This window comes from Klebsiella sp. Lac1 (assembly GCF_009825425.1).
Classification (GTDB): domain Bacteria; phylum Pseudomonadota; class Gammaproteobacteria; order Enterobacterales; family Enterobacteriaceae; genus Klebsiella; species Klebsiella electrica.
Genome location: NZ_VJZJ01000001.1, coordinates 2,595,021 through 2,612,474, shown reverse-complemented (window position 1 = coordinate 2,612,474; position 17,454 = coordinate 2,595,021). Strand labels below are relative to the sequence as shown.

The 17,454-nt window shown below is 55.7% G+C and carries 16 protein-coding genes and 2 tRNA genes; 11 read left to right on the top strand and 7 right to left on the bottom strand.

The annotated features are described in order from the left end of the window. Window positions 1-191: 191 nt before the first annotated feature. From FNY10_RS12895 to FNY10_RS12875, 5 genes are all read left to right on the top strand, one after another. Window positions 192-524, top strand: coding sequence for a DUF1971 domain-containing protein (locus FNY10_RS12895; RefSeq protein ID WP_160702706.1), 333 nt, complete (start codon window positions 192-194; stop codon window positions 522-524). A gap of 10 nt (window positions 525-534) precedes the next feature. Continuing rightward, window positions 535-873 carry a DUF1869 domain-containing protein gene (locus tag FNY10_RS12890; protein ID WP_100684172.1) on the top strand — a complete coding sequence of 113 codons (339 nt, stop codon included), beginning with the start codon at window positions 535-537 and terminating at the stop codon, window positions 871-873. A 342-nt stretch (window positions 874-1,215) separates the two neighbouring features. Then, a complete protein-coding gene (locus FNY10_RS12885; RefSeq protein WP_131048073.1) occupies window positions 1,216-2,112 on the top strand; it encodes an ABC transporter substrate-binding protein in 897 nt (298 codons plus the stop codon). Next, complete coding sequence (locus tag FNY10_RS12880) at window positions 2,109-3,047, top strand: amino acid ABC transporter permease (protein ID WP_160702704.1); 939 nt, start codon at window positions 2,109-2,111, stop codon at window positions 3,045-3,047. The genes FNY10_RS12885 and FNY10_RS12880 overlap by 4 nt, the downstream gene beginning before the upstream one ends. Continuing rightward, window positions 3,040-3,801 carry an amino acid ABC transporter ATP-binding protein gene (locus tag FNY10_RS12875; RefSeq protein ID WP_131048071.1) on the top strand — a complete coding sequence of 254 codons (762 nt, stop codon included), beginning with the start codon at window positions 3,040-3,042 and terminating at the stop codon, window positions 3,799-3,801. Before FNY10_RS12880 ends, FNY10_RS12875 begins: the two co-directional genes overlap by 8 nt. On the opposite strand, the gene FNY10_RS12870 is transcribed toward FNY10_RS12875, so the two are convergent. From FNY10_RS12870 to purB, 4 genes are all read right to left on the bottom strand, one after another. Continuing rightward, window positions 3,796-5,139: an MmgE/PrpD family protein gene (locus FNY10_RS12870; RefSeq protein ID WP_160702702.1), complete on the bottom strand. Its 1,344-nt coding sequence runs from the start codon at window positions 5,137-5,139 to the stop codon at window positions 3,796-3,798. The two genes, FNY10_RS12875 and FNY10_RS12870, sit on opposite strands and share 6 nt — an antisense overlap. A gap of 196 nt (window positions 5,140-5,335) precedes the next feature. After that, window positions 5,336-6,511 carry an amidohydrolase gene (locus FNY10_RS12865; RefSeq protein ID WP_160702700.1) on the bottom strand — a complete coding sequence of 392 codons (1,176 nt, stop codon included), beginning with the start codon at window positions 6,509-6,511 and terminating at the stop codon, window positions 5,336-5,338. Continuing rightward, window positions 6,512-7,048 (bottom strand): GNAT family N-acetyltransferase, encoded by a 537-nt coding sequence (locus tag FNY10_RS12860; RefSeq protein WP_160702698.1) that lies wholly within the window; start codon window positions 7,046-7,048, stop codon window positions 6,512-6,514. Next, entirely contained in the window at window positions 7,045-8,427 is a 1,383-nt protein-coding gene (gene purB, locus FNY10_RS12855) for an adenylosuccinate lyase (protein WP_141964281.1), read from the bottom strand. Before purB ends, FNY10_RS12860 begins: the two co-directional genes overlap by 4 nt. 366 nt (window positions 8,428-8,793) lie before the next feature. On the opposite strand from purB, the gene FNY10_RS12850 reads away from it, so the two are divergent. From FNY10_RS12850 to FNY10_RS12840, 3 genes are read left to right on the top strand one after another with little or no spacing between them, the layout of a single operon-like run. Further along, window positions 8,794-9,879, top strand: a complete 1,086-nt coding sequence (locus FNY10_RS12850) for an iron-containing alcohol dehydrogenase family protein (protein WP_141964282.1) — start codon at window positions 8,794-8,796, stop codon at window positions 9,877-9,879. 4 nt (window positions 9,880-9,883) lie between these two features. Further along, window positions 9,884-11,215, top strand: coding sequence for an LLM class flavin-dependent oxidoreductase (locus tag FNY10_RS12845; protein ID WP_141964283.1), 1,332 nt, complete (start codon window positions 9,884-9,886; stop codon window positions 11,213-11,215). A gap of 21 nt (window positions 11,216-11,236) precedes the next feature. Beyond that, complete coding sequence (locus FNY10_RS12840) at window positions 11,237-12,448, top strand: aminotransferase class I/II-fold pyridoxal phosphate-dependent enzyme (protein WP_160702696.1); 1,212 nt, start codon at window positions 11,237-11,239, stop codon at window positions 12,446-12,448. A 263-nt stretch (window positions 12,449-12,711) separates the two neighbouring features. On the opposite strand, the gene FNY10_RS12835 is transcribed toward FNY10_RS12840, so the two are convergent. After that, window positions 12,712-12,787, bottom strand: a tRNA-Asn gene (locus FNY10_RS12835). A gap of 6 nt (window positions 12,788-12,793) precedes the next feature. Here FNY10_RS12835 and FNY10_RS27350 point away from each other — a divergent pair. The 3 genes from FNY10_RS27350 (at window position 12,794) to FNY10_RS12825 (ending at window position 14,620) form a co-directional block, all read left to right on the top strand. Continuing rightward, window positions 12,794-12,973, top strand: a complete 180-nt coding sequence (locus tag FNY10_RS27350) for a DUF5951 family protein (RefSeq protein ID WP_416309023.1) — start codon at window positions 12,794-12,796, stop codon at window positions 12,971-12,973. Window positions 12,974-12,981: 8 nt separating this feature from the next. After that, the gene (locus FNY10_RS12830; protein ID WP_131048065.1) at window positions 12,982-14,418 is read left to right on the top strand and encodes an EmmdR/YeeO family multidrug/toxin efflux MATE transporter; all 1,437 of its coding nucleotides are present in this window, start codon (window positions 12,982-12,984) and stop codon (window positions 14,416-14,418) included. A 126-nt stretch (window positions 14,419-14,544) separates the two neighbouring features. After that, window positions 14,545-14,620 (top strand) — tRNA-Asn (locus FNY10_RS12825). Window positions 14,621-14,924: 304 nt separating this feature from the next. Here the strand turns inward: FNY10_RS12825 and FNY10_RS12820 are convergent. Further along, window positions 14,925-15,734, bottom strand: a complete 810-nt coding sequence (locus FNY10_RS12820; RefSeq protein WP_131048064.1) for an HAD-IIB family hydrolase — start codon at window positions 15,732-15,734, stop codon at window positions 14,925-14,927. 193 nt (window positions 15,735-15,927) lie between these two features. Beyond that, a complete protein-coding gene (locus FNY10_RS12815) occupies window positions 15,928-17,382 on the bottom strand; it encodes an AMP nucleosidase (RefSeq protein WP_160702694.1) in 1,455 nt (484 codons plus the stop codon). Between the last annotated feature and the right edge of the window lie 72 nt (window positions 17,383-17,454).

The following is a 17,454-nucleotide window of genomic DNA, read 5'->3' as shown; positions in this document are numbered from 1 at the left end:
TATTGCGGATCTGACTCATCAGATCCGTCCATCTTTATATTTAAACAAAACTAACCCTTATTGAGTATTAACAGGGGTAGAAAATTATCCTCTCTAAAAATAATACCCTCAGTGATTGAAAGGGGTATATCATATGCAACATATTTCACCGTTGCCACCGCACGCAAGGGTGCGGAAAGAGAGGCCGAATCATGCAGCGAATTATTATTCCCACCCATTATGTTCACACGCGCACTACGCCTTTGTGGACGAAAGAGACAGCGCCCGCTTCAATCTGGCAGCGACATCTGGATGCCGGAACGCGGCAGGGGGTCTATCCCCGTCTGGCTGTGATGCAGGGGACTATCCGCTATTACGGCTATGCCGATGAGACCAGCCCGCAGCCGGTGGACACACTGACGATTGAAGCCGGCCAGTTTGGCGTATTTCCGCCGGAGAAATGGCACCGAATTGAAGCCTTGACTGAAGACACCGTCTTCAATGTGGATTTCTATGTTGATCCTCAAATTCTGATAGAGGGGTAAGGTTACCGGTATGAACGACGAAAACAGGGGTTATTCACTGGCTGTTGCGAATGGCAACAATAATGACAGGCAAGAGAAAGTCTATTTGAAGCCGATGGCGCTATATATTCCCGCCATGGCCGAGCAGGCGCTGGCGGAACTGGTTGCCCGGCTGTCGTCTGACAATACGCAAGGGAAGGGGTTCACGCTGTCGGTGACCAATAATAATAATGGCGTATCGGTGGATCAGGAGTTTGCCTCCCTGAGTGAACTGCAGGCGCCGGGCGTGGCTGCCGATGCCATCAAAGATCTGATTAATATCGTGCGCGGTTATGAATCGGATGAAGAGACCAACGTTTGCGGCTGGTAGCTTTACCGTCAATGCATCAGGCAGACACCCCGGTGTCTGCTCTCTCCTCCTGTACCGCCCCTATCCGTTGACAACCCTTTTGGCTGGTGTGTGCTGCGAACCCACGGTGTTGACCTTGAGTTTGAATTAAAACCGTTCTTCAGTCCGCCTCTGACTTTGCCACTTTTTCGCAATCTTTATCTCTTTTTCTCATTTGTCAGTAAAAGGTATATGCCCGCAAAATCATGTCTAAGGCAGGGAGGGGGTTGCTCTGTGAACGATAAAACTCCTCTGATGGCTTTGCCTCTTTTACCACACCTCTTTTGTGGTTTTTACAGGTTTTCACCAGGAAAAGGCTTCTTTATGACATTATCTAAATTACTCCTCCCTTTGCTGATTGCCGGGAATCTCTCTTCTGCGTGGGCTGCCGGGCAGATTGTTCCGTCTTCTACCACCTTTCATGTCACCGCTGATGAGGCGCTGAAAAGTAAGCTTCCGCCGGATATCGCTAAACGCGGGTATATCGTTGCAGGCACCAATCCGAATACGCCGCCAACCACTTTTTTCCAGCAAGACAATAAAACGCTCGCCGGGCGTGAGATTGATGTGATGAATGCCGTGGCGGCAAGGCTCGGTGTGGAAGTGCGCTGGCAGGATACCGGCGGTTTCGACAATATCATTCCGGGGTTGAAATCCGGTCGCTATGACGTCGCGCTATCCAATATCAATGCCACCAAAAAACGTCTCGAGCAGGTCGATTTCGTCAGTTACTACGATGCGTCGCGGTTGGGGGTTATCTCGCGTAAAGACGCTAATATTGCGCCATTTACCTCTTTTAATGCCGTGTGCGGGCAGGAAGTGGGCGCCGGCGCGGGCACGACGCAGATCGGGCGTCTTGAAGCGGCCAGCAAAATTTGTACTGATGCGGGGAAACCGCCGATCAAGATTGCCGTCTTCCCGGATCGCCCTTCTGGCGTACAGGCCGTGGTCAGCGGTCGCGTACCGATGTTCTTCGGCCCGTATGAAGGTCTGACGTATCAGGTTAGCCAGGTTAAACCGCTGACGCTGACCGGCACTATTCATGTTGATGATGCGCCTGTATCCGTGGCATTCCCTAAACAGTCGGCGCTGGAAGAGGCGGTGCAGGCATCCCTGAACTCGCTGATCAAGGACGGCACTTACCAGCAGATCCTCGATAAATGGTCCATCGGTTTTGGCGCAGTCAAAGAGTCGAAACGCAATGAAGAGATTTTCGGATGAGCAGTGAAACACACGATCGGCAGCCGGAAGAACTGCGGATCATCGGTAAAAAATATATCGGGCGCTGGATAAGCGCCCTGATAGTTCTGCTGATATTGCTGGCTATGGGGAACTCCATGCTCAGCAATCCGCGTTTTGAATGGTCGGTGATTGCCGAAAACTTTACCGGTCCGTCGATCGTTCAGGGCGTACTGATGACATTGCAACTGACCGCAATTTCCGTGATTTTGGGCTTTGCAGGCGGCACGATTCTGGCGCTGATGCGTCTGTCATCCAATCCGGTGCTGGTCGCTGTCAGCTGGGGATATACCTGGTTTTTCCGCGGGGTGCCGATGCTGGTTCAGTTGTTTCTCTGGTACAACATTGCCGCGCTTTATCCAAATATTTCGCTTTCGCTGCCGTGGGTCGGGGAAATCTGGAGCGCTTCCGCGAACTCACTGATTAGCCCGTTCAGCGCTGCCGTGATTGCATTAGTCATGCATCAGTCTGCCTATGCCGCAGAGATTATCCGCGCCGGGATCCAGAGCGTCGGTACCGGGCAAGTCGAGGCTGCACGTGCTCTGGGTTACCGCCCGGCGCAGATATTCCTCCACACCATTTTGCCGCAGGCGATGCGCGCTATTCTGCCGCCGGCCGGGAATGAAGTGATCGGTCAGTTGAAAACCACCGCGGTTGTCTCGGTGATTTCATTACAGGATGTGCTGTTCTCCGCGCAGATTATTTATCAGCGCACCTATGAAGTGATCCCGCTGCTGCTGGTCGCCACCTTGTGGTACCTGCTGCTGACATCATTGCTTTCAGTGATTCAGTATTACGTTGAACGACATTTCAGCCGCAGCAGTCACCGCAAGGTAAAACGCAAGGCCGGGAAAGCGTCGGCATCAGGCGCGGTGAGTTCCCCCAGTATCAGCGCAGGAGAAGCCAGCCATGGGTGAAGCCATTGAATTTCGCAAAGTCACTAAACGTTTCTCCGGTAATACCATTCTGGATGAAATCAGCCTCGATATTCCGGCCGGTTCGGTCACGGTGATCCTCGGGCCTTCCGGTTCAGGGAAATCCACCTTGCTGCGCTGTATTAATCATCTTGAAAAACTGGATGGTGGCACGATCCGTATCGGTGGCGAACTGGTTGGTTATCAGCAGAAAGGGCAGGCGTTGTATGAACTGAGCAGCCGCAGAATCGCCGCGCAGCGCAGCCGTACCGGCATGGTATTTCAGCAATTTAACCTGTTTCCGCACCGCACGGTTTTGCAAAATATTACCGATGCGCCTTTGCGGGTGAAGAAGCAAAACCGTCAGCAGGTACTCAGTAAAGCCCGCGCGTTGCTCCGGCAGGTGGGGTTAGCCAGTCGTGAAGATGACTGGCCGCAGCAGCTTTCCGGTGGGCAGCAGCAGCGTGTAGCCATTGCCCGTGCGCTGGCAATGGACCCTGAAGTGATGTTGTTCGATGAACCCACTTCCGCGCTGGATCCTGAACTGGTGGGCGAAGTGTTGCAGGTGATTAAAAAGCTGGCGCATTCGGGGATAACGATGGTGATTGTCACCCACGAAATCGGCTTTGCGCGAGAAGTGGCAGATAACGTGATCTTTATGGAGGGCGGAAAGATTGTGGCGTCGGGGCCAACGAAAAGTGTGCTCGATGAAACGGAGAACGTCCGTGTCCGCCATTTCCTGTCGACGGTTTTATAATGACGCTGCGTTAATTTGTTTCGCAAATAACATATCAACCAGCCGCGGCAGACTGTCGCGGTTTTCCAGCCTGCTCAGCGCCACCAGCTCCATCCGCTTTGCGTCTGTGAAGTTGGGCAAACAGGCACGCAGTTTTGCCGGTAAATCAAACGGGATCGCCAGACTTTGCTGCCGCGTGAAGCGCTGCTGCAGCACGCTGCCGTCACGCAAAAACACCGTCACCTGATGAAAACGCGCGGCCGGGTTCTGCTCGTCCGGCGGCGCGGAGAAATCCGGGCAACGCGCCACCTTCTCTGCCAGCGCGGCAATATCTGTCTCCACCGGGGACGATGAGAAATCCTCTAAGCGTAGTTCCCCGCGCAGCAAACACGCCGCAATCACGTACTCCAGACTGAACCGGGCTTCAACGCCGGTGTTGGGTTTTCGCACCGACGCCGCAATATCGCCGCCCGGCGGAAAAGACACGTCAATGCGCTCGATGGCCGCGATCCGTGCATCCATGCTGTTGCCCGTTTGCAGCCACTCCTGGCGGAGAGCCCGTGCGGCATCGGCGGCGCTATGCGTGCCTGCGCAGGTCGGATAGGGTTTGAATTCCAGACCGGGTGAGATAATCCGCCACGGCGTGCCCCAGCCTGAGATGAGTTTTTGCGGCTGCTGCTGACCGGCGCAATAAGTCGATAAAAAGCTGTCCAGCACGTTGTCCGGCTGGCCGTGAAAGCCTGCCAGCGTCAGCTGTGTGGCAATGACGGCGGTTTGCGCCGCCAGACCGGCGTGCAGCGGTTTGACATCACTGCCGAACTGCGCACGTAAACCTGCGGACTGGGTTGCCGCGATACCCAGAATCACCGCCGTTTGCCGTTCAGTGGCATTCACCAGCCGCGCGCAGGCTGCGGCGGCGGCAATCGTGCCGAGCGTGGCGGTATTGTGAAAACCGAGAGTGTAATGCTGAGAACCGACGGCCAGCCCGAGGCGTCCGGACATTTCCACTCCGGTCACGTACGCATCGAGAAAATGTCCGCCATTGATCTCGGGTCTTTGTGAGGCCAGCGCCAGAAGCGCGGGCAAAATCACCACGCTGGGGTGGCCGCGAAAATCGGGATGGAAATCGTCAAAATCCAGCGCGTGCCCGACATACCCGAGCAGCAACGCGCGGGTCGGCGGATCGTCAGCGCGGTAAACCTGATGCAAACTGTTCAGCCCTGCATCGGGGAAGTCGCCGCGTAAAACCGGCAGGGTAACCGCCAAAAAATCCAGTAACCCTTCGCGTGCGGCTTCATGAGCCGCGGGGGAAGGGGACGAGCTGACGATAAGTTTCGCCAGCGATTGCGTTAATGTCATCGGTGTCTTTCCCGTTTCAGGCCTGAGCGACCGGAGATAATAAAAAAGGTTCACGCTTGCAGAGCGCATGCGGTAGCGCCAGAAACCGGGCGCTCGTCGCGCTGGCGTTGCCGATGCCTCTGGTATTCAGGTTCATCGGCCATTAAGGGTCAACGATGAGAATCAATGCCCGGCAAGTCGGTTTCTGCTTGTCGATTCATGCGCTTTTATCCTTTTCCGCACTGAGAGTGCGCAGCGCTTGTACCGCCAGTTGCGACAGGTAGTGTGCCGTCGGAAACAGGGCGCGATCATCAACGCGAAATTGCGGATGATGCAGCGCGTAAGGGCCTCCGGAGCCGATCATGATGAATGCGCCGGGCAATTTTTGCTGATAAAACGCGAAGTCTTCCCCTATCGGGCTGGCTTCAATGCGGCGGGCTTCGAAGCCGGAGCCTTCACCGTGCGCCAGCGCGAAATCCACCCATTTAGCGGTGTTGACGACTGACGGCGGGCCCGGCTGCCAGTCGAGGCGGATGTCGGTATCAAATGCCGCAGCGATGCCCGCGAGAACCTGCCGTAAACGGCGTTCGATCAGTTCCCGTGTGCCCTGATTAAAGGTGCGGACGGTGCCTTCCAGCCAGGCGGAATCCGGGATCACGTTCCAGGTACTTCCGCTGTGAATCTGCGTGATGGAAACCACCGCGTTGTCTGCGGACGGCACGTTGCGGGCGATCAGGGTTTGCAGCGCGGAAATCACCTGTCCGGCGATAATAATCGGGTCGTTGCCTTCGTGTGGACGTGCCGCGTGGCTGCCGGTACCGGAGATGGCGATCGCAAAGCGATCCACGCCCGCGGTTAATGCGCCGTCTTTGCTGCCGATAACGCCGACCGGCAAAGACGGATCGTTATGAATGCCGAAAATGACGGCAGCGTTGTCGAGCGCGCCGGTGTCAATCAGCGCCGGAGCACCGTGACCGGTTTCTTCAGCCGCCTGAAACAGAATGCGCACCGTGCCGGAAAGCAACGCTTCCTGCGCTTTCAGCAAAATCGCTGCGCCAAGCGCCGCTGAGGCGTGGAAATCGTGGCCGCAGGCGTGCATCACACCGGGATTTTGCGAGGCGTAATCCACGCCGGAGTTTTCTTCAATCGGCAGGGCATCGATATCAGAACGCAGCACCACCCGTTCGCCGGGATTGATGCCGCCAATTTCTGCCACCAGGCCGGTTTTGAGCGGCAAATCTATTACGCGGATTTGATGCTTCTCCAGTACCGCCCGGATGCTGGCGGTGGTGTTAAATTCTGCGTTGGACAGCTCCGGATGGCGGTGCAGGTGGTGGCGAAAATCCTGAATAAACGCCGCCAGTGGCTGATGTTCCTGCGTGATGTCTGACATTTAAACTCCTGTAGGTGGCTGACGTTCCAGCCAGTGGGCGTGGCTTTTTTCATCGAGAATTTTTTTCAGGTACAGCGTGGTGTGTCCTTTGCCGAGGTCTCTTTCGAAGACCGGCTGAAAACCCAGTTTCAGGTACATATCGCGCAGCCACGGATGGCTGGTGGCGGTGCCGAGTGAGTAAGCCGGGGCTTTCAGTTCGCGGATCAGAATGTTGTCTTCCAGCCAGCCCAACAGTTTTTTGCCGAGGCTCTGACCGGCGTAATCTGGATGCGTGCCAAACCAGCCAATATGCGGCAGGCCCAGAGGGCCAGGCATGGCACCCCACGGGAAGCGCAGGGTAACCGAAGCCACCATCCGCTGGTCATCAAAGAGCGCAAACACCGCATGATCATCGAGGTGTCGCGTCACGCGTACCAGATCGGCGGTGGCAGCATCAAACTGAATCCCGAGTGCTTTGATGGGCGCGTAGGCGGCCAGCATCAGTGTCAGATAATCGTGTTTATCATCCAGCGTCAGCCGCCTGAAATGTTGTGTCATAACCCGGATTCCTCAGGAGAAGTCAGATGACCGGACTGCACGGCAAAGCGGATGACGTCATCGACTTTCTGCGCGGCGCAGCCGATGTAATGAGCCGGATCTAACCAGTGGTCAAGATCCTGTTCAGTCATACAGGCCGCCAGCGCCGGATGCGCAAGCAGAACGGTTTTAAAAGCGAGTCGTTTTTCAAATGCCTGCATGGCGCATTCATAAACCAGATGATGCGCGGTTTGTTTACCGAGTTTTTTACCGACCTCAAACATCACTTTTTCGGACAGCAGCAGGCCGTCCTGCATCTGCAAATTCGCAAGCATGCGGGCTTTATTGACCGTCAGGCCGGAGAGAATTGCCTGAGCGTTTTGCAGTTGTGCAGAGAGATAAATCGAGATTTCCGGCAGGGCAATCCACTCGGCGCGCCAGCTCATCGCATCGCGTTCATGCTCCACGTGCATCGACTGATAAATCAGTGATGCGCTGTGCAGCAGCGGCTGAGTCAGGCTGGCGAGACCTTCGAGGGCCGCGGGATTACGTTTATGCGGCATGGTAGTGGAGCCGATTTTCCCGCTGCTGAACGGCTCCTCGACTTCATTAATTTCGGTGCGCATCAGGTTGTAAAGTTCGTTGCCGATTTTGCCCAACGTGCCGCTGATCAGCACCGCCACTGAGGCGTATTCCGAAAAGCGGTCACGCGCAGCCTGCCAGCCGATATTCGGCGCATTGAGGTTCAGCAGCGCCAGTGTACGGCGTTCAACTTCCGGGCCCGCTTCGCCAAGCGCAGCGTAGGTACTGATCGCGCCGCTGATATTGCCGGTCAGCAGGCGCGGCGTGATGGTGTCAAGGCGGTCGAGATGACGGATAAATTCATCCAGCCAGACGGCAACTTTAAAGCCAAACGTGGTCGGCAGCGCCTGCATACCGTGGGTGCGGCCAGCCATCAGCGTGTACTGATGCTCACGCGCCAGCGCTTTCAGCTCATTCGCCACGGCGGTGCTGTCACGGACGATAACTTTCAGAGTTTGTGCCAGCTGTAAAACGGTGGCGGTATCGATGATATCCTGCGTGGTTGCGCCGTAATGAATGTATTCCCCCGAGTCACCGCATTGCTGTTGCAGTGCGGTGAGCACCGGCATCAGGGAATGTTTCATTTGCGCGCCGGAGGCGGCGATGTCCTTTATATTCAGCTGGCTGGCATCGGCCAGCTCCGCAATACTCAGCGCGGCCTGCTGCGGAATCACACCCAGTTCACCTTCGGCCAATGCCAGCGCAACTTCGACATTGATTTGCTGTGTCAGGCGATTTTGCTCTGACCAGATTTCCCGCATTTCTGGTGTGCCAAAATTATTACCAAGTAAAAGAAAATCTATCGGATGTGAGGACATAATGCTCTCTTCTTATATAAGGGATAATTAACGTTGTTTTTAAGGCCGTCATTAAAAACAAATTATCGAAATAGCGTATCAGGTACAGGAAGATGCCAGATGCGTCTGTTTTCATTGCGTTAAATTAGCCCTTTCTGGCGCTATCATTTCTTTGATCCAGCACAGGATGCAAGGGGTTTATAGTCTATAGCAAAAATTAATCTATACTATTGAGAATAAGTTAATAAGGATCTCCACTTAGTAGTTTGTTAATTTTTTCAATTCTCGTAGGATGTTTTTAATAACACTTGAATATATTCCATATTAAATTCCTGTTTAATTACGGGCAGTTTCTCTTTAACCAGACGACAAATACAGGGCATCGACGTGTTCGCCATAAAATCACCGCAGACCTATCATCATCAGCCCGGCCTGCTTTCACGCAGCGGTGAGCTGCTCGCCGTTCATTCCTCCGATATCGCCATCATCACCAGCCCGCAAGCGTGGCGGGCGGTGAATCCGCAACTGGAAACCAGCCTGAAGGCAGCCGGTATTCGCTGGCAGGTCAATTTTTTCACCTCGGAATGCACCGATGCGGCTATCGCAATGCATCTGGATAACGTGCGGGAACAAAACGCCACGCTGGTGCTGGGCATTGGCGGCGGGCGGGTGCTTGATTGCGCCAAAGCGGTGGCGAACCTGCTGACTAACGTCGGGCTGGTGACCATACCGACCGTTGCCGCGACCTGCGCCGCCTGGTCGCCGGTCAGCATTATTTATAATGAGCACGGCGGGCAGGTGCGCAGCCAGCCGTTGTCGCGTATGCCACTGATGCTGCTGGTCGACACGAATGTGATTGCGCAAAACGATGTGCGTTATCTCAAAGCGGGCATCGTGGATGCGCTGGCGAAATGGTACGAATTCCGCCCGTATAAACAGAAAAGCGACGACAGTCTGGCGCTGAACCTGAAAGTTCAGGCGGCAAAACTGGCGTTGGATGTCTTTGAACAATACGGCGCTCAGGCGGTGCAGGACAACGCCCGCCATGACGTCACACCGGCGCTGATGAAAGTTATCGACGCCAATATCGCGGTGGCAGGTATGGCTAACAGCATGCGCGATGACACCCCCGCGCCGGGCGTGGCGCACGCGATCCACAATCGTTTCACCCATCAGCCGGAATTGCATGACTGGCTGCACGGCGAAAAGGTGGGTTTCGGGTTACTGCTGCAGTCGCTGATGGAAAGCGATGACGGCCAGCCGGAGCCGCAGTTGCTGTCATTGTTACGTGAATATGACGCGCCGCTGGCATTGCCGCCACTGAATGGCGACCGGGACGTGATCATCGCGGCCATTGCCCGCGAAGTGAAATTCTCCGCCGAAAATGCCGCCCGTTTGCCGTTTTCAATAGCAGCGGAAAATATCGAAAAAGCCCTGCAGGCAACCGAAACTCACCATTATTCACAGGGATAGCGCCATGGCCTCTGCTTCATCTTCTGCAAAAAACACACGTCAATTGCGTCTTGGGCTGTTTGTACAGCCGCTCGGGCATCACGTCAGTGGCTGGCGCTTAACTGAAAAGCTCGGTTCGCCGACCGACATCGACTGGCTGACGGAGATAGCCAAAAAAGCCGAGGAGGGCAAGTTCGATATGTTCTTCGTCGGCGATGCCCTGGCGACCAGCGTCTACCGGTTGCCGTCTACCATGGCGCGGCTTGAGCCGCTGACCTTGCTGTCGGCGCTGGCAGTGCAAACACGCCATATCGGGCTGGCCGCCACGGCTTCAACGACATTCAGCGATCCGTTTAATCTGGCTCGTAGCTTTTCTTCTCTTGATCACATCAGCCACGGTCGGGCGGCGTGGAACGTGGTGACGTCGTTTTCCGCTGACGTGGCGCGCAATTTCAGCCGCGATGATATGCCCACGCATGCCGAACGTTATGCCGTGGCGCATGAGTTTCTCGAGGTGACGTTCAAATTGTGGGAAGGTTGGCAGGAGGGGGCGGTGCAGCCGGACAACGCCAGCGGTCAGTATTTCGTGAACGAGAAAATCCGGCCGGTGAATCATCAGGGCAAATATTTTCAGGTACAGGGGCCGCTGAATATCAGCCGTTCGCCGCAGGGGCGTCCGGTGATTATTGAGGCCGGTTCTTCTGCTGACGGTCAGAAACTGGCGGCGGCCACCGCCGAAGTCGTGTTTACTGCGGCGGCCACGCTGGAAGAAGCGCAAACGTTTTACCGTGCGCAGAAACGGCAGGTGAAAGAGGCCGGACGTCATCCAGATCACGTGCTGATTTTGCCGGGCGTAATGCCCATCGTGGGTCGCACGCGGGAAGAAGCGCATGAAACCTGGCGCCAACTGAATTCGCTGGTGGATATTGATAACGGCATCCGCCAGCTTTCCACCCGTTTTAATCGGGATCTGAGTGCGTTTCCGCTCGATGGCCCGGTGCCGGATGTGCCTGCCGGTGAAGGTAATCAGAGCCGTGTGAAACTGCTGACCGATCTGGCGTATCGCGAAAATCTGACCCTGCGTGAACTGGCCGCGATTGCTGCCGGTTCGCGTGGGCACCGCGTGCTGGTCGGTACAGCGGAAGATATCGCCGATGATTTCCAGCACTGGCTGGAAGAAGGCGGGGCAGACGGTTTCAACATCATGCCTGCAGTGATGCCGGAACAGCTTTCGCTGTTTGTTGAGCTGGTGATCCCCGAATTGCGCCGCCGTGGGTTGTTCCGTGAAGAATACGAATTCAGCACGCTGCGTGAAAATCTCGGTCTGCCTGAGCCTGACTTTAACCCTCAGACTTAACTTTAGCGTTGGAACATTACGATGACGATTTCTTTGTCAGACCGCGTTCAGCGGGTGTCACTTTCCGCCAATGCGGCGGCGAAACAGCGCACCAATGACCTGAAAAAAGCGGGGGTGGATATTTTGGATCTCACTACCGGTGAGCCGGATTTTGATACGCCCGCTCACATTAAACAGGCGGCATACGAGGCGATTGCGCGTGGTGAAACCAAATACACGCCGACGCCGGGCATTCCGGCGCTGCGCGAGGCGGTGCAGCAGAAATTGCAGCGGGAAAACCGGCTGCAATTCGCTGTGGCTAACATCCTGATTGCTAACGGTGCCAAGCAGGTCATTTTTAATGCCTTTGCCGCTACGCTCAATGATGGCGATGAAGTGATTGTGCCGGTTCCGTACTGGCCGACGTTTGCGGATAGCGTGCGTTTTAACGGCGGCACGCCGGTTTTTGTCGAATGTCATCTGGAGCAGGCCTACAAGCTGACGCCAGAACAGCTGGCCGCCAGTATTACGCCGCGCACCCGCTGGCTGGTGCTCAATCATCCAGGAAATCCGAGCGGTGCGGTATATTCAACCGCGGAATTGCAGGCGCTGGCCGCCGTCCTGCGTGAGCATCCGCAGGTGCTGGTCATGCTCGATGATTTATATGAGCACATTCTGTTTGATGGCTGTGAACACCAGAATCTGCTTAATGTGGCCGCTGATTTGCAGGAGCGCAGCCTGCTGGTGGGCGGCGTATCCAAAACGTATGCGATGACCGGCTGGCGGATTGGTTTCGCTGCCGGGCCACAAGCGCTTATTGCCGCCATGACCGTGGTACAGTCGCAAATCAGTTCCGGTGCCAGTTCGGTGAGTCAGGCGGCTGCGCTGGCAGCCTTTAACGGCGGGCTGGATTTTATGGCGCCACAGGTTGCGGCTTATCAGCAACGGCGCGACGTGATAACCGACATCCTGGCGAATATTGACGGGCTGGAATTGCGGGTGCCGCAGGGCGGTTTCTTTGTCTTTTGCCGCTGCGCCGGATTAATCGGGCGTTACCGGCCGGGTGGGGCGAAAATCGAAAATGAAGCTGACGTGCTGGACTTTCTGCTGGAAAACGGCGTGTCCGGCGTTGGCGGCAGCGCATATGGCTTGTCGCCCTATTTCCGTTTATCGATTGCCACAGACAACGCCACGGTAGCTGAAGCCGGGCGGCGCATTGCATCGGCCTGCGCGAAACTCAGCCCCGCTGAGTAAATTCAATGTACTTATTGAGCCGTCTCCGCCCGAGCTGGTTACAGCGGGCTTGTACGCAATATGTTAAAAGCGTTCTACAGGCGTTCGGATCAATGTTCAACGTCAGCATTGCGTATCACTCGTTCCCGATGCGCAAGGGGATGTGAACATGTATCGGGAAGACTTTTCACGCTAACTTGTTGAATAAAAATCAGATAATGATTTATGAGAGGGTATGAAAGCAAAAAGCCCGCTTAAGTTTCCTTAAGCGGGCTTCTTAAATATGGCTCCTCTGACTGGACTCGAACCAGTGACATACGGATTAACAGTCCGCCGTTCTACCGACTGAACTACAGAGGAATCGTTGTGGGGTCGTATCTTAGCGGCGAAAAAAATTTTGTCAAACATCAATTTGCCGGCAAATGTTCAACTGCCGCTTCCGTCAACAATTTGTTGCTATTAACGACAATTAATCAGGAAAAATGTTTTGCAGGATCCGCCATTCTCTATCATTATTTGAAATGTAGTTTCAACTTTTCTCACTAAGGTCTCCTTTGAACGTCACCTCCGCAGTAAGCCAGGTCTTTGCTCGCACCTCCTGGTTCAAAAAGCGTAAAAGTTATCGGGTTCTTTACTGGCGTGAAATCAGCCCTCTTGCGGTGCCTATTTTCCTCGAAAACACCTGCGTTTTGCTGATGGGCGTACTGAGTACGTTCCTGGTCAGCTGGCTGGGAAAAGAGGCCATGGCCGGGGTGGGGCTGGCCGACAGCTTTAATATGGTGATTATGTCGTTCTTTGCTGCCATCGATCTCGGCACGACGGTGGTGGTCGCCTTTAGCCTCGGCAAACGCGACCGGCGGCGGGCGAGGGCGGCGGCAAGACAATCGCTGGCAATCATGACGCTGTTCTCTGTTCTGCTGGCGGCCGCGATCCATGCATTCGGCAGCGAGATCATTAATTTTGTCGCCGGCGAGGCTTCTGCGCAGGTGAAGGCCATGGCGCTGACCTATCTGGAGCTGACGGTATTAAGCTACCCGGCGGCGGCCATCGCGCTTATTGGCAGCGGGGCATTGCGCGGGGCGGGTAATACCAAAATCCCTCTGTTGATCAATGGCGGGATGAACATCCTCAACATTATTATCAGCAGCATCCTGATCTACGGCATTTTTTCCTGGCCGGGGCTGGGATTTGTCGGCGCCGGTCTCGGGCTGACCATCGCCCGCTATATTGGCGCCGTGGCGATAGTCTGGGTGCTGGCCATTGGTTTTAACCCGGCGCTGCGCATCTCGCTGAAGAGCTACTTTCAGCCGTTCAACCTGGCGATTATCTGGGAAGTGATGGGCATTGGCATCCCGGCGAGTATTGAATCGGTCCTGTTCAACGGCGGCAAGCTGCTGACGCAGATGTTTGTTGCGGGGATGGGGACCAACGTTATCGCCGGCAACTTCATCGCCTTTTCCTTCGCCGCGTTGATTAACCTGCCGGGGAACGCGCTGGGTTCCGCTTCGACGATAATTACCGGTAAACGACTGGGAAAAGGGCAAATCGGCCAGGCGGAGCGTCAGGCGTGGCATGTCTTTTGGTTATCAACCATCGTTCTGACGGTGATTGCGTGGGGGACGGCGCCGTTTGCCAATCTGATCGCCTCTTTTTACACCAGCGAAGAAGATGTCAAAGTGGTGGTCAAAGAGCTACTGTGGCTCAACGCCTTCTTTATGCCTATCTGGGCGACTTCGTGGATCCTGCCCTGCGCCTTTAAAGGCGCGCGCGATGTGCGCTACACCATGTGGGTATCGATGCTGGGAATGTGGGGCTGCCGTGTCGTGGCGGGTTATACCCTGGGCATTGTGCTGGGAATGGGGGTGATTGGCGTCTGGCTGGGAATGGTGCTCGACTGGGCGGTGCGTGGCGTGCTGTTCTATTGCCGAATGGTCAGCGGGCGCTGGCTATGGAAATATCCGCGCAGCAAGATTCAAGTGGACGAAACATAACCCTTTTTCAGGCAAAACGATACTTTTTGCCCAAAGTGGAGAATAAATCGGCAAACGATTTAAATTGTGAAAACAGCCTTTGACAAGGTCAGGCAGCGCCGTTAATATTCGCCCCGTTCACACGATTCCTCTGTAGTTCAGTCGGTAGAACGGCGGACTGTTAATCCGTATGTCACTGGTTCGAGTCCAGTCAGAGGAGCCATATTTGAGAAACCCGCTTAAGGAAACTTAAGCGGGTTTTTTGCTTTCAACGGTATCCCCGATAGCCGACCACAATCCCGCGTCGTCCTACCCACGCGACTGCAGGGCCCTGAGGGTGGCGCTGCTATCGCCGTCAGGCATTCGCTTTCATCTGCTGGCTTCGCCATTCCCGCAAGATGTGCTCCGGATGCTGGGCAGGGAAAAGCGAGTGCCGACACCCGCCCCCAAAGCGACCGACCGGGATAAAACGATTTCCGCCTGGCGGGAAGGTAAACTCTCTATGCCTGCTAACGGCTACCGGCGGATTAAAGCTCGGCATTAAGCCGCGATGCGCGCGCTCTTTTGTGCTCCAGTATTTTATCCACCCCTTCGATAAAACCGTCTCCCCCGGGACCCTGGCTTATCCATGCCGGTAGCGCCGGGATGGAAGCCCGCTGATGGCGCAGGGTACTCATACCGAGGGTATGCCGGAATCCGGCAAACATCGGGGCGTCATTTTCAGAGTCTCCGCTATAAAAGACGCTATCCTGTGCGGCCCGTTCATCCAGGTGGTAAAACGTCCTGAGGACGTGACGGCTCATGATTAATTTATCGTATTCCCCGGACCAGGCCAGCAGCCATAAATTATTCACCGTGGTCTTTAACCCTGCCTCGTGCAATGACTGACGCAGCGCGCCAAGGTGCGTGGTATTAGCAGGCAGGTTAAAGGCCAGGCTGGACAGGCGGAAAGGCTGGTCTTCCGCAAGGGTTGCCCAGCGGTATTGTGCGGTGATTTTCCGTGCCATCACGGTGAGTCTTTCCTGCTCATCGGCCTGCTTGTCCGCATGCCAAAAATGGCGTGTTACCCCATGACCCTCGGCGGCACGCTGAAAGAAAAAACCGCCATTCTCGCCGATGACACCATCGACAGGCCACATTCTGACCATCTGATCGCACCATCCTGCCGGGGCGCCTGTGACCGGTATCACCCGGATCCCGGCAGATTGCAGCCGCTCTAATGCCCCATAGGTGGCGGCAGAAAGCCGCCCGCGGAAGGTGAGCGTCTCATCCATATCGGTCAGAACATAGTTTACCGAGGAGAATAAACCCTGTGATGCCTGCGCAAGTGGTCGCATATCCACTCCCAATAGAAAGAAACGATTTTATCGCGCTTTGATTAACAGGCGTTATAACGGAAGGCGATGAGTTATATCGCGCTCAGGATTTACCCTGACCGGGACCCGCCGCCGGGCCGATAGTGGTTGGTGGCGAGGCCGCTTAGCCGCTTGATCTTTGCCCGCCGTGGCGGCGGGCAAAGAGGGTGAAGGGCTAGCGGAACGGCGGTTCGTTGAAGGTACGCAGCTTGCGCGAATGCATGTGGTCACCCTCCGCACGCAGCAGATCGATGGCTTTAATGCCTATCTGCAGATGCTCGGAGATAGCCCCTTCATAAAAGCGGTTGGCCTGGCCCGGCAGCTTAATTTCGCCATGCAGCGGTTTATCAGACACGCAGAGCAGCGTGCCGTACGGGACGCGGAAGCGGTAGCCCTGGGCCGCGATGGTGGCGCTCTCCATGTCGATGGCCACGGCGCGGCTGAGGTTGAAGCGCAGCGCCGAGGCGGAATAGCGCAGCTCCCAGTTGCGGTCATCGGTGGTGACCACCGTGCCGGTACGCAGTCGCTGTTTAACCTCCTCGCCAGGCATGCCGCTGATTTGCTTGGTGGCGTCGTACAGCGCGCGCTGTACTTCGGCAATGCTGGGAATCGGGATATCCGGCGGCAGCACCGCATCCAGAACGTGGTCATCACGCAGATAAGCGTGGGCCAGCACGTAGTCGCCGATGGTCTGGCTTTCACGCAGACCGCCGCAGTGACCAATCATCAGCCAGACGTCAGGACGCAGCACCGCCAGATGATCGCAGATGTTCTTGGCGTTGGCCGGACCGACACCAATATTAATCAGCGTAATTCCCTGACCCTCTTTGGTGATCAGATGCCAGGCGGGCATCTGATGTTTTTTCCACGCCAGATCGGAAATGGCCTGCTCCGGCGCTTGCGTATCGGCTGTTATCCAGATCCCGCCGGCACAGGAAAGCGCGATATAGGGGCTGTCAGGATCGAGAATCTGACTGCATCCCCAGCTCACGAACTCATCAACGTAGCGGGTGTAGTTGGTAAACAGAACGTACGGCTGAAAATGATCGACCGGCGTCCCGGTATAGTGGCGCAGGCGCGCGAGAGAGAAATCGACGCGGCGGGCATCGAAATGGGAAAGCGGGTGGTGTTCGGTGGGATGGAACAGTCCGTCCGCGGTTTCATCGCCAATTTGCGACAGCTCGGTGGTCGGAAAGTAGCGGGTCAGGCCAGCGCTCATCGAGCGATCGAGCGTTAAAGCGGAGCCGTCGATGACATACGGATAAGGGATTTCATGCCGCGACAACCCGACGCTGATATGCGCACCGTAATCCTGATACAACGATGTTAGCTGCTCCAGCAGGTAGGCGCGAAACAGCTTAGGGTTGGTAATGGTGGTGCTGTAGCAACCGGCATGGGTGAAGCGTCCCCAGGCCCGGGTTTTTAGCGCTTTATGGTCCGAGCCGTCCCACGACACGGACAGCTGCGGATAAACAAACAAGCCGTTAGCACGAGCGTCGTCATCCGGGAGAACGCTGTGGTTGATATATTCGCCGATGGCTTTACGTAATGCATTGACCGAACGCTCATACTGCAGTTCAAGCTGATTCAGCGCTTGTTCCGGGGTCAGACTGGCGGCCTTGTGGTTCATCTTCGCTCCTTTTTTCAGGTCTGCTGACATGCCTGATAGTATGTCACAGACGGAAAAGAGCGAAGGGGAATT